A 13,287-nucleotide genomic window follows, 5' to 3' on the forward strand; every position below is an offset into this window, starting at 1 on the left:
AGCTGACACTTTTATTTTAATCTATCCTCAAGGTAGTTGTTTAGATGGTTTATCTCATTGGAACGCTTGTCCATTAGGAGGAGACAATAAAAGTGATGCTTATGATTTTGGATTTGTTGAATCCATGATAACTGAGATTTCATCTCAGTATAATGTAGATATGGAGAGAATTTATGCCGCAGGATACTCTAACGGTGGTATGATGGCATATGGCCTTGCGAATTATAAAAGTGATTTATTTGCTGCGGTAGCATCCGTTTCTGGAGTAATGTTAGATTGTACGGGATCTACAAATCACCCTATGCCGGTAGTACATCTTCACGGAACATCTGATGGAGTACTACCATATAATGGGAACAATGACTGGAACTCTGCACAAAGTACATTAGACCACTGGATTAATTTCAATAATACAGTTTTAACCCCTACTATAACAAGTGACAGCAATATTGAACGTTATGTCTATGACCAAGGAGATAGCTCAGTTTCTGTTGAGCATTACAAATATATTGGAGGAGACCATGTTTGGTTTAGCGCAACTTTTCAAGGTCAAAACACATCTGAATTGGTTTGGAATTTTGTGTCACGATATGACATAAATGGATTGAGATAAACAATAAAAGTGCATAACAACGTATATGAAACCATAGCTCTTTTCTCGCTACGCTTCATATACTTACCGTTAAACACAAGTTAAAAACCAAGGAATCATCGAGCCACTTCCTTCAAAATTAAAGGAAGTTTACACTCGTTACTTTTAAGTATTATTAAGTAAGGAGAATTGGATATCGTCCAAGGCGAATGGATCGTCAAAAGAAAAAGTTGTGCTGCAACTTTGAATAATAAGGGGAGCAACAAAAACCTGATACGAAAGTATCGGGTTTTTTTGTGGGTTTAATTTGATGAGGAGTTTAGAAATAGTGTCAGAACTATTCATACGCTCTAATTATAGAGATAACGCAAGATAGTTACCGTAAAGTGGTAGAGAATAAAATTAGTCTGTAGAGAGCGGTTGAAGCGTTATAAAAATGCTTTTTTTAAACTCTAAAAAGTACTTATTACTATCTAGTTCAATATAGAATTACAGCAGAGACTACTTAGAATAATTCATTCTTTAACCTTTCAGTTAAATGAATTTTGCTTAATTTCTAAATATAAGTATGTCAATTTGAGAAATTGATAATAATCATTGTTTTACGCAAATATCTTAATTAAACTTCATTTAAAATACGTATAAATACTTAGTTTTGTTTTAAAATACGTAGTTATGTTAAATATTATTGTTGTTGGAAACGGAATGGTTGGGTATAAATTTTGTGAGAAGTTTGTAGAAAAATCAGAAGCTAAAGATTTTAAAATTACAGTTTTTGGTGAGGAACCAAGACCTGCTTACGATAGGGTTCATCTAAGTGAGTTTTTTGAAAATCAAGACGCTAAAGCACTAGAAATGGCTCCAGCTGCATGGTATGATGATAAAGGAATAAACTTGGTAGTTGGCGAACGTGTAGCAGATATCAACAGGACTTCAAAAACTATTACAACAGTTAAAGATCGTGTTTTTTCTTATGATTATTTAGTGTTAGCAACAGGATCTTCGCCGTTTGTTCCACCAATTAAGGGTGTTGAAAAAGAAGGTGTATTTGTATATAGAACCATTGAGGATTTAGAAGGCATGTTGGCTTATGCAGCAAAACTTAAAACTGAAAAACCAGATGCAAGAGCTGCCGTTCTTGGTGGTGGTTTATTAGGTTTAGAGGCTGGTAAAGCAGTTATGGATATGGGCTTAGAGCCCCATATTGTAGAGTTTGCGTCTAAATTAATGCCAAGACAATTGGACTCAAGAAGTAGTCAGGTTTTACAATTGAAATTAGAATCCATTGGTTTAAATATCCATTTAAGTAAAGCTACAAACCAAATTTTGGGAGATAAGGCTATTACAGGAATGGAGTTTGGTGAAGATGATATATTAGATGTGGATATGCTAGTAGTTTCTGCTGGTATTCGTCCAAGAGATGAGCTAGGAAAGAACTGTGGGCTAGAAGTTGGAGTTCGAGGAGGTATTGTGGTTAATAATAAAATGCAAACCTCAGACGAGAATATTTATGCCATAGGCGAAATTGCTTTATATAGCCAAATGATATATGGATTGGTTGCTCCAGGCTATGATATGGCTTCTGTAGCAGTTGACCAAATTGTCGGTAAAACCGAGTCATTAATGCCTGATGATATTGATATGTCTACTAAATTAAAACTAATAGGGGTGGATGTAGCGAGTTTTGGCGAACCTTTTATGCCGGCGGCTAAAGGACATTCTGTTATTTTTGAAAACAAAACGCAACACTTATATAAAAGAATTAATGTCAGCCTTGATGGTAAATCATTGTTAGGGGGTATTTTAGTTGGAGACGCCTCTGATTACAATATGCTACATCAAGTATATTTGAATGGAATGGCTATTCCAGAAGATCCATCACAATTAATTTTACCAGCTAGTGAAGGTGGTTCATCATTTGGTAGTGTTTTAGATTTACCAGATATAGCACAAGTCTGTTCCTGTGAGAGCGTGAGTAAAGGCGATATTTGTTGTTCTATTACTGAGGGAGAATCTAATAATTTGGGTGATGTAGTTACTAAAACAAAAGCAACAACAGGTTGTGGAGGTTGTAAACCTATGGTGGTCGATTTGGTAAATGAAACTTTAAAATCTCTTGGAAAAGAAGTTAAAGAAACTATTTGTGAACACTTTGATTTCAGTAGACAAGAATTATACGATCTTATAAAAATTAATAAAGTGCCAGATTATCAGGAAGCACTTAACTTATTTGGCGAAGGCCATGGTTGTGAAACTTGTAAACCTCTAGTGGCGTCTATTTTTGCTACAGTAACCATGGAAACGGCAAACAAGCAGCCAGCTATACAAGATACTAACGATAGGTTTTTAGCGAACATACAGCGTAATGGTACGTATTCAGTAGTGCCTAGGGTTCCTGGTGGTGAGATTACTCCAGATCAATTAATGACTATTGGTGCAGTGGCTAAGAAATACGATTTATATACTAAGATTACCGGTGGGCAACGGATCGATTTATTTGGTGCACAGGTTCATGAATTACCTTTGATTTGGAAAGAATTAATTGATGCTGGTTTTGAAAGTGGTCATGCTTATGGAAAATCGTTAAGAACCGTAAAAAGTTGCGTAGGTTCTACTTGGTGTCGTTACGGTATGCACGAAAGTGTAACGTTTGCCATAGATATAGAGAAGCGATATAGAGGATTGCGTTCTCCTCATAAATTTAAAGGTGGCGTTTCTGGATGTATTAGAGAATGTGCCGAAGCTAGAGGAAAAGATTTTGGATTGATTGCGGTTGAAGGCGGATGGAATTTATACGTCTGTGGAAATGGTGGAGCAACACCAAAACATGCCGTATTATTAGCAGAACAATTAGATGATGAAACCGTTGTGAAATACTTAGATAGATTCCTAATGTATTATATACGAACAGCTGGACCATTAGTAAGAACAGCACCTTGGTTAGATAAACTTGACGGTGGTTTAAATTACTTGAAGCAAGTTGTAATTGAAGACTCTTTAGGAATTGCAGATGACTTAGAACAGGAGATGAAAGGTTTAATTAACAAATATGAATGTGAATGGAAACAAGCCATTGAAAATCCAGAAATGATGAAACGTTTTAAACATTTTGTGAACTCTGATGATACAGATGATAATTTAAAGTTTGTGCCAATGCGTGAACAAAAAATGCCAAAAGCTTGGAGTTAAAAGCACATGTAATGGATAGGTTACGTTAGGGATTGGACGGTGTGTTTGAGCTCACCGACGCAGGAGGAAGCGAGTAGTGAAATGTTTATGAGTTCAATAATTTTAAATAATAACCAACGAATAAAGTCTGACCCGTGCAGTAACCTGCCGGCAGGCAGGCGCCCAAATAAAATAATTTGATTTTAAATAATACTTTTTAAGGATGGAAAATATATTAGAACAGTACAAATCGGTTACCGAAAATGAAGTATCAACCTGGTTTGAAGTAGGAGTAACTGCAAATTTTCCAGAAAATAGTGGTGCATGTATTAAATACAAAACCAAACAAGTTGCAGTGTACAATTTTACACGAACTGGTAAGTGGTATGCCACACAGAATTTGTGTCCACATAAAATGGAAATGGTATTATCATTAGGTATGATAGGTGATAAGGACAATATTCCGAAGGTCGCTTGCCCAATGCATAAAAAGAATTTTTCTTTAGAAGATGGTAGCAATTTAGGTGGTGAAGATTTAAAAATCGCGACCTATCCTGTTAAAATTGAAAACGGAAATGTGTATATTGGCTTCACGGATTAAAACCTAACGAAAATGAAGCCTACACGATTTGAAACTGCTATCGCATTAATTGATAAAGCAAACTCTGAAGACATAAATACTTATGAGGTTTCTGGTATAAACTATCCTAAAGAATTGCTTTACTCCCAACGCATGACGAGGAAGTTGTTACAGTTTGAGCCTAATGCATCAAAAGCACTTCAAATTGCGGCTCGTGCACAACATATTTGCCGATGGAAAATAGCCCGTGATGAGTACCCAATGGATCGTGTAGGGTATTTAAAATGGCGAGAAACCTTAAAGAGAATGCATGGTGATTTAACCACAGATATATTGAAGCAAGTTGGTTATGATGACCAATTTACCGATAGAGTTAAAGCCATAATTCTTAAAAAATTGATTAAGAAAAACGAAGAGTCTCAATCTTTAGAAGACACTATTTGTTTGGTGTTTTTAGATTATTATTTTGAGGAGTTTGCTACAAAACACAATGAGGAAAAGATTATTGATATTCTTAAGAAAACCTGGATTAAAATGTCTGATAAAGGTCATGAGGCAGCTTTAAAATTAACTTTTTCTGAGAAAAGTTTGGCTTTAGTGAAAGAGGCCATTTCTTAAATATAAACTGATGGCTAAACCAAGTAATTCATTAGACCAAAGAACGTTTGATAAATTACGTCGTTTATACATTATTGCTTTAAGTACTATTGCGCTTTCGGTGGTTATTAGTCAGATTTTAATTAGGACACATCTTAGCGGACAAGAAAGTGACTCTACAGTAATTAACGTTGCAGGTAGGCAGCGTATGTTGAGTCAAAAATTAACTAAAGATATTGTTTCGTTATCTTCTGAAACTAACTTAGAAAACAAAAGACTTCTTAAAGATAAAATAAAAGCAACCCTTCATCTATGGGAATTGTCGCATTATGCATTACAAAATGGAAATGATAGTTTAGGCTTGCCGAAAAAGAATAGCCCAAAAATAATTGCAAAATTTAAATTGTTGAATCCTGTTTTTGATACCATAAATACAGCATCAAAATCTATTATTGATAAGATTGAAAAGGAACCTCTTGTGCCTATAGCGGCGTATGCGTCTGATATTGAAAAGGTGAAAACCAATGAAGATGATTTTTTGGTTATGATGGATAATATCGTAAATGAATATGATATTGAAGCTGATGAAAAAGTAGAATGGTTAGGTCAGTTAGAGTTATGGTTAACAGCGCTCACCTTACTTATTTTATTAGGAGAATTTTTGTTTATTTTTTGGCCAGCTGCAAAATCTGTAAAATCTACTTTATCTAATTTATTGCAAGCAGAAAAACAAGCTAAAAAAATGGCGTTTGATGCCGATGAACTGAGTAATTCTAAAGAAAAATCTATTAAAGAATTGCGTGCTTTAAGTCGTGCCATGGATGATACACTTTTGTTTGCGCGTATATTGCCAAGTGGCAGTGTAGTGCATATGGGCAATAAATTTTCACGCTTATTTAAGGTTCCGAAATTTAACGAATCTGGGATGTTTTGGAATATCTTATCGAGAGTTGAAAGCGAGCAATTAGCTCTAGAAAGTCTTATTTCAAAATTCAAAAAAACGGGGTGGCAAGGTGAGGTAAAAGCTACCACAAAGGATAATAAAGATATTTGGTTAGAAATGGCAATTATACCATATAGCCCTACAGAAGAAAAGTCTGAATTGTTAATAATCGCATCTGAAATTACAGAACGAAAAACGGGTCAACTAGAAATTCATAGATTGACTGCGCAAAGTTTTGAGGAGAAGATGAATCAGCAAAAAATCATCTCAAGTAAAATTATAGAAAATCAGGAAAAAGAACAAAGTCGTATAGCAAAGGATGTACATGATGGTATTGGGCAGATGCTTACAGGTTTAAAGTATAATTTAGAAAGTATTGATACTAAAGATTTAAAAAAAACTAATGCTAAAATTGAGCATCTTAAAGCATTGACAACTGATATTATTAAGGGCGTAAGGACAGCCACTTTTAATCTAACTCCACCTGAGTTAGCAGACCATGGTATAGTGCCAGCAATTACAAAGCTTACGCAAGAATTAGCAAGACTAACAGGTAATAAAATTATCTTTTTTAATAAAACTAATTTTAATCTTCGTTTGGATTCACTTACTGAAATTAATATTTATAGAATTACGCAAGAAGCTATAAATAATGCGATTAAATATGCAGATTCTACACATATTTTGGTGTCTTTATCGCATAGCGAAAACATACTAAGTATTGTGATTGATGATAACGGTAAAGGTTTTGATCCTGAAAAAATAAAAAACGTTAAGAATGCTGATGGCGGTATGGGAATGACTTTTATGCGCGAGCGCATAAAATACATTGAAGGTCGCTTATTCTTGAATTCTGAAATTGGACGGGGTACTCGTGTTACTTTAAATATTCCTTTGAGTTAATATAAAACATTATGAAAAGAAAATTGATAAGTTCAGGTTCCACTTTTGAAGAAAGTATAGGCTATTCAAGAGCTGTTGTTCAAGGTGATTGGGTATTTGTTTCTGGTAAAACTGGATATAATTATGATGACATGATAATTAGTGGTGATATTGTTGAACAAACTTAACAGTGTTTAATTAATATAAAAGACAAGCTAGAAAAGGCCGAAGCGAGTTTGTCAGATGTTGTTCGCGTAACCTATATTCTAAAGGATGCTAAAGAATTTGAAAAATGTTGGCCTATATTAAAAAAACACTTTGAGACTGTAAAACCGGCTGCTACCCTGATTTCAGCTGGACTTGCCGATGGTAAAATGAAGATTGAAATTCAAGTTACAGCATTAAAGAATTGAAATACGTAGTATTACTTAATTTTGTTACTTTTGTACTTATAACTTAAGATTTTCAATATGATTAAAGTAGTGCTTGCAGATGACCATGTTTTAGTAAGAGATGGAATTAAGGCCCTTTTGGAGGACCAAAAAGGTATTACTGTAATTGATGAAGCGTCTAATGGTATAGAAGCTCTTGAGGTTATAAATCAAAATAAACCAGATATACTTATTGTTGATATCCGTATGCCAGAAATGAATGGCATTGAAGTGGTTAGAGAAATGAGTAAATCTTTTAAAGACGTAAAAACATTAGTGCTTTCAATGCATGATTCTGAAGAATACGTAGTGCAAGCGATTCAAGCGGGAGCTGATGGTTACTTATTAAAAGGAGCTAGTAAAGAAGAATTTTTAAAAGCATTGAATAAAGTCGCTTCTGGAGGAAAGTATTTTACGGGTGATGTGTCTGCAATTATTATGAAAAATTTTGTAAACGGCACAACTACCTCTGTAACTCCAAAACAAGCCCCTGTTGAAACTCCATTTAAATTAACAAAACGCGAAAAACAAATACTCAGTTTGGTTTTACAATTAAAAAATAACAAAGACATTGCTGAAGAATTAGAAATCAGTAAACGTACTGCCGAAGTACATCGTTTTAATTTGATGAAAAAACTGGATGTTAAAAACCTTTTGGAACTGAGCAATAAAGCTAAGGAATTTGGATTGGTTTAGGTTTAATTATTTCTAAGTTAATAATCTTAATACTAAAACATTGCTTTAATTTATATTTCGCATTAGAAATACTCGCATTTAATTCTTTAAGTTCTCCTAATTCTCATTCTCCATTTTACCAAATCCTCAATATCCATATATCATATTTATCAACCTTATATAAATTATTGAATTATGTCATTATAAATACTTAAATTAAGTAATAATACTTAGTTTTGTGTAAATTAATTACGTAATTGTACATGGTAATCATTTTTATGTACTTTTTTTGAATGGTTTTTAGAAACACTTCAACCAATTAAAGTAAAAAGTTAAATTATAGAAGATATTTTTATCAATTTTAAAATTTATAGTCCAATTTTTAGGGTATTCAGAATAATAAAAGTGGCTCTTGTTTAGTAATTATATATTGTATTATTTAGTATAAAATGTTGGTCTAAATGTTAAAAAACGAAGTAAAAACAACGTGTTCATATTGTGGTGTAGGTTGTGGTATTATTGTTAAAAAAGATGCCAACAATACTGTTTTTGTTGAAGGTGATAAAGACCATCCAGTTAACAAAGGTATGCTATGTTCTAAGGGCATGAACTTGCACTATGTTGCCAATGATATTTCTGATAGAATTCTGTACCCTGAAATGCGTTGGAGCCGATCACATCCTAGAGAGCGTGTAAGTTGGGACGATGCTTTAGATAGAGCGGCAGGTGTTTTTAAATCAATTATAAAAAAACATGGGCCAGATAGCGTAGCATTTTATGTATCAGGCCAGAGTTTAACTGAGGAATATTACATTGCAAATAAACTAACTAAAGGATTTATTGGTACTAATAATATTGATACTAATTCACGATTATGCATGAGTTCTGCAGTTGTGGGTTATAAGAAAACCTTTGGAGAAGATAGTGTTCCTATTTCATATGATGATATCGAGTTAGCAGATACCTTTTTAATTACAGGAGCAAATCCAGCGTGGTGCCATCCTATTTTATTTAGACGTATAGAAAAGCGTAAAGAGGAAAATCCAGATGTTCAAGTCATAGTGATTGACCCAAGAAAAACGGATTCTGCGAATTTTGCAGATATACATTTACAATTACTACCAGGAACAGATGTTGTTCTTTATAATGCCATTGGAAGATGCCTTTATAAAAGAGGATTGATTGACGAAGACTTCATAAATAATCATACGGAAGGTTTTGAAGACTATAAAGACTTAATTTTTAAAACGTCTTTAAAACAAGCATCAAAACTATGTGGTGTACCCGAAAGAGATATTCAAAAAGCAGCTGATACAATAGGGCTTTCAAAAGGTTTTATAAGTATGTGGGCTATGGGTCTTAATCAAAGTGTGGTAGGTACCGATAAAAATGTGTCGCTTTTAAATTTATCGTTAATTACCGGTCAGGTTGGAAAACCTGGCGCAGGTCCTTTTTCTTTAACGGGGCAACCCAATGCTATGGGTGGACGCGAAGTAGGAGGTATGGCTAATTTATTGGCAGTTCATAAAGATTTAGGTAACGAAGAACATAGAAGAGAGGTAGCGCAATTTTGGGGTGTAGATAAAATTTCGCCTAAACCAGGTTTAACGGCTACCGAAATGTTTGATGCCCTAGAAAGCGGAAAATTGAAAGCAGTTTGGATAGCTTGTACCAATCCATTGGTGAGTTTGCCTAACTTAAATCGCGTAGAAAAAGCCATGAAAAACGCTAAGTTTGTTGTGGTTCAAGAGATTTCGCATAAGTCTGATACAGTCGCTTTTGCTGATCTGGTATTACCAGCAGCAGGGTGGTTAGAAAAGGAAGGTACCATGACGAACTCGGAACGTCGTATTTCATATTTACCAAAAGAAATTGAGCCACCAGGAGAGGCAAGACCAGATGTAGAGATATTCTGTGATTTTGCTCAACGTATGGGGTTCAGGGGGTTTAATTTTAATTCTTCGGAAGAAATCTATGATGAATATGTTTCTATGACTAAGGGTACAAACATTGACGTGTCCTTTTTAAATTACGACAGATTAAAAAATGAAGGCACGTTCCAATGGCCAGTACCAGAACATAGACATCCTGGAACACCAAGGCTTTTTGAAGATAAAAAGTTTTATACACCTTCTCAAAAAGCACAATTTAATTTACCAAGTACTATTGAAAACACCTCGGTTAAACCGAATGAAGATTTCCCTCTTATTTTAACTACAGGGCGTGTTCGAGACCAATGGCATACCATGACAAAAACAGGAAAGGTGTCCAGATTAAAAACTCATTATCCAACACCTGTTTTAGAAATCCACCCTGTTGATGCTTTTTTGAACAAGGTTAAAGACAACGATATCACCGAAATTAATAGTGAAAACGGTGTGGTTAGAGTTCGTGCTAAAATTACTGATACTATAAAAAAAGGGGTTGTGTTTTTGCCAATGCATTGGGGTAAACAATTACAGAGTGATTTGAATAGAGCCAATAATTTAACCAATACACTTGTTGACCCAATTTCAAAAGAACCCGATTTGAAATTTACACGAGTTTCAGTTTTAAAATATAAAAAACCAGTTGAAAAGATTATTATAGCTGGTGCTGGTGCTGCCTCGTTCAGATTTGTTCAGAATTATCGTGAACATAATGAAGTAGACGAAATCCATGTGTTTTCAAAAGAGCCAAACTTATTCTATAATAGGGTATTGTTGCCTGAGTACGTAACGGAAGAATTAACTTGGGAACAACTTCTTAAAATTAAAGAAAAAGAGCTGAATAAGCTCAATGTTACTGTTCATCCAGAAACATACATTTCAAAAATAGATAAGAAAAATAAAGTTGTTACGGATAGTCATAACGAGAAACATACGTTTGATAAATTGATTTTAGCCACAGGAAGTCGTGCTTTTATTCCTAGAGATGTTCAAATAGATTTGCCTGGACGATTTACCATGCGTAATAAAAGTGATGCCGATAGTTTTAAAAGGTATCTTGATGCTACAGGTCTGCCGCCAGAGGAGCAACATATAGCTATTGTTGGGGGCGGATTACTCGGTTTGGAGTTGGCAGCCGCTATGAAGCACAAAAATGCTAAAATCACTATCATTCAACGAGCCTCTAGATTAATGGAACGTCAGTTAGACAAGGTATCAAGTAAATTGTTGGCTTTAGATGTCCAAGAACGGGGAATTCAAATTTATTTTGATAATGAAGTAAGTACAGTGTTTGATGATGATGATACAGGTGAAATAAATATCACTTTAAAAAGTGGAAAAATGATTACAGCTAATGCCATCGTTTATGCCATTGGCACTATGCCAAATATTGAAATCGCGAGAGAAAACGGTATTTCGTGTAGTCGAGGTGTTAAGGTAAATCAACATTTACAATCCTCTCATCCAGATATTTTTGCCATTGGTGAAATAGCAGAATATAACAATCAGTTATTCGGAATTACGTCTGCTGCAGAAGAGCAAGCGACTATTTTAGCAAATTTTATTGCTGGCGATATTAGTTGTGCATATAATGGTTCAGTGTTAATGAATATATTAAAATTCAATGACTTAAGCCTTTGTAGCATTGGTGATATCAATGTCCCTGAGGATGACGATAGTTATGAGGAAATTATTTTTACTGACATAAAAAAACGGTATTACAAAAAGTGTATTGTAAAAGATGATTTATTAGTAGGAGCAGTTTTAATGGGTGATAAAAATGAATTTGCCGAATTTAAAACGATGATTGAAAGTAAAATTGAAATGGCTGATAAGCGTGATACTTTACTTCGAGGATCATCGAATGATGTTCCTGTATTAGGAAAATTGGTATGTTCATGCAGTCAAGTTGGAGAAGGCAATATTCAAGAGGCCATTGCACAAGGATGTACTGATTTTACTAAACTTTGTAATAAAACAGGAGCAGGTTTGGGCTGTGGAAGTTGTAAAACTGAAGTTAGAGAAATACTTTATAATTCTAAAGTTTTAGCGTAATGATAGAGCCATATAGATTAATGATTAACGGTGGTGTTTTATCACCAGGAGAATTAAAATACATTTGTGAAGCTGCAGAGTATTTGGGGTTGGATGCCATATCTTTTGGCTCTCGTCAAGATATTATTTTTCCTGAAGAAATTGATGAAACTAAGTTTAGTCAGTTTGATAAAATCCAATTTGTAAAACCAAAACAAGATGGGATTGAAAACATAGCGTCTTCTTATGTTTCTGCAGATATATTACCGAGTACTTCATGGCTTACTAGCGATCGTTATTTATATGTTTTAGAGCAGTTTAAGCATAATCCTAAGTTGCGTATAAATGTTATAGATCCCAAACAGCGCTTGGTTCCATTATTTACAGGAAATGTTAATTTTATAGCGTCAAAGCATGAAGATTATTGGTATTTATATCTTAGACTTCCAGGTTGGAAAAAAACAAAAATGTATCCGGCACTCATCTATAGTTGGGACATGGATAAGGTTGAGTTGGCTATAGAAAACATTTTAATTGAAGAACCAGAAACAATCGAAATGGTTTTTGATTTAGTAAATGATGCCATAGAAACAAATAACAGAACGGTAGACAAATCTTTGGATGTTCCTTTTTATCCGTTTCCGTATTACGAGGGTATGAACAGAATTGGTACAGATAGATATTGGCTAGGTTTATATTGGAGAAATAATAGATACGATATCCCATTTTTAAAGGCTATGTGCGATTTGTGCTCAGAAAATAAAATTGGTAAAATTTCAATCACACCGTGGAAATCTTTTATTGTAAAAGGAATTCCATTGCATTCAAAATTAACTTGGGAAAAATTCTTAGGTAAATATGGCATTAATGTACGCCATTCTATGTTGGAAATGAATTGGCATTTACCTGTAAACGATAAGGACGCTTTGAGCCTAAAAAAATATTTGGTCACTAATTTTGACCAGAATGATATTAGTACCTACGGATTAACCTTTGGTATTACCAATCATAATAGCGATACTTACAATTTCACATCCATTGTCATAGAAAAGAATAAAATTCCAGAAGCACTTGGTAACTTTAAAATAAGAGATACTTATAATTTGCTTTATGCTAAAAACTTCGATCCAAATACACGCCAATATATTATGCATGTACAAGATGTAGATATGGTTGAATTGCCCGGTCTATTAATGGAATTAAGCCAATTATATTTTGAAGAATTAGGTACGGAGCGAGAAGACGAAAAAGTTGAAATCACTACAAAAAAATTGACAACAGAAGAAGTGTATCAATGTTCAGATTGCTTAACTATCTACAATGAAATATATGGTGATATCACCCAAAACATAGAATCAAATACATCTTTTGAAAGCCTTTCTGAGACTTACGAATGTTCGCTTTGTGAGGCACCTAAAAGTAGTTTTGAAAAGAAAGTTTTATTAAAATTATGATTT

At 34.0% G+C, this 13,287-nt stretch carries 10 protein-coding genes; all 10 read left to right on the forward strand.

Annotation, left to right across the window (positions count from 1 at the left end; all coding sequences use genetic code 11):
* Positions 1-613: PHB depolymerase family esterase (locus QZ260_RS00035; RefSeq protein WP_295981316.1), on the forward strand; the 613-nt coding region annotated here is incomplete at its 5' end.
* 654 nt (positions 614-1,267) lie between these two features.
* On the forward strand, positions 1,268-3,781 hold the full coding sequence (gene nirB / locus QZ260_RS00040) for a nitrite reductase large subunit NirB (protein WP_295981319.1): 2,514 nt from the start codon (positions 1,268-1,270) through the stop codon (positions 3,779-3,781).
* Positions 3,782-3,983: 202 nt separating this feature from the next.
* Positions 3,984-4,361 carry a nitrite reductase small subunit NirD gene (gene nirD, locus QZ260_RS00045; RefSeq protein ID WP_295981321.1) on the forward strand — a complete coding sequence of 126 codons (378 nt, stop codon included), beginning with the start codon at positions 3,984-3,986 and terminating at the stop codon, positions 4,359-4,361.
* Between the two features lie 12 nt (positions 4,362-4,373).
* On the forward strand, positions 4,374-4,958 hold the full coding sequence (locus QZ260_RS00050; protein ID WP_295981323.1) for a DUF4202 domain-containing protein: 585 nt from the start codon (positions 4,374-4,376) through the stop codon (positions 4,956-4,958).
* Between the two features lie 10 nt (positions 4,959-4,968).
* On the forward strand, positions 4,969-6,783 hold the full coding sequence (locus QZ260_RS00055; RefSeq protein WP_295981325.1) for an ATP-binding protein: 1,815 nt from the start codon (positions 4,969-4,971) through the stop codon (positions 6,781-6,783).
* Positions 6,784-6,794: 11 nt separating this feature from the next.
* Entirely contained in the window at positions 6,795-6,950 is a 156-nt protein-coding gene (locus QZ260_RS00060) for a hypothetical protein (protein ID WP_295981327.1), read from the forward strand.
* 9 nt (positions 6,951-6,959) lie between these two features.
* The gene (locus QZ260_RS00065; protein WP_295981380.1) at positions 6,960-7,175 is read left to right on the forward strand and encodes a Rid family hydrolase; all 216 of its coding nucleotides are present in this window, start codon (positions 6,960-6,962) and stop codon (positions 7,173-7,175) included.
* Positions 7,176-7,232: 57 nt separating this feature from the next.
* Entirely contained in the window at positions 7,233-7,889 is a 657-nt protein-coding gene (locus QZ260_RS00070) for a response regulator transcription factor (protein ID WP_295981331.1), read from the forward strand.
* A gap of 440 nt (positions 7,890-8,329) precedes the next feature.
* Entirely contained in the window at positions 8,330-11,851 is a 3,522-nt protein-coding gene (locus QZ260_RS00075) for a nitrate reductase (RefSeq protein WP_295981334.1), read from the forward strand.
* Positions 11,851-13,284 carry a rubredoxin gene (locus QZ260_RS00080; RefSeq protein ID WP_295981335.1) on the forward strand — a complete coding sequence of 478 codons (1,434 nt, stop codon included), beginning with the start codon at positions 11,851-11,853 and terminating at the stop codon, positions 13,282-13,284. Before QZ260_RS00075 ends, QZ260_RS00080 begins: the two co-directional genes overlap by 1 nt.
* Positions 13,285-13,287 lie beyond the last annotated feature (3 nt).

This window comes from uncultured Algibacter sp., from assembly GCF_905480415.1.
Lineage (GTDB): Bacteria > Bacteroidota > Bacteroidia > Flavobacteriales > Flavobacteriaceae > Algibacter_B.

What these genes read in the sequence shown, in the direction of transcription:
- nirB (WP_295981319.1), top strand. Translation starts at nt 1,268, where the DNA reads ATGTTAAATATTATTGTTGTTGGAAACGGAATGGTTGGGTATAAATTT.
- nirD (WP_295981321.1), top strand. Translation starts at nt 3,984, where the DNA reads ATGGAAAATATATTAGAACAGTACAAATCGGTTACCGAAAATGAAGTA.
- QZ260_RS00050 (WP_295981323.1), top strand. Translation starts at nt 4,374, where the DNA reads ATGAAGCCTACACGATTTGAAACTGCTATCGCATTAATTGATAAAGCA.
- QZ260_RS00055 (WP_295981325.1), top strand. Translation starts at nt 4,969, where the DNA reads ATGGCTAAACCAAGTAATTCATTAGACCAAAGAACGTTTGATAAATTA.
- QZ260_RS00060 (WP_295981327.1), top strand. Translation starts at nt 6,795, where the DNA reads ATGAAAAGAAAATTGATAAGTTCAGGTTCCACTTTTGAAGAAAGTATA.
- QZ260_RS00070 (WP_295981331.1), top strand. Translation starts at nt 7,233, where the DNA reads ATGATTAAAGTAGTGCTTGCAGATGACCATGTTTTAGTAAGAGATGGA.
- QZ260_RS00075 (WP_295981334.1), top strand. Translation starts at nt 8,330, where the DNA reads ATGTTAAAAAACGAAGTAAAAACAACGTGTTCATATTGTGGTGTAGGT.
- QZ260_RS00080 (WP_295981335.1), top strand. Translation starts at nt 11,851, where the DNA reads ATGATAGAGCCATATAGATTAATGATTAACGGTGGTGTTTTATCACCA.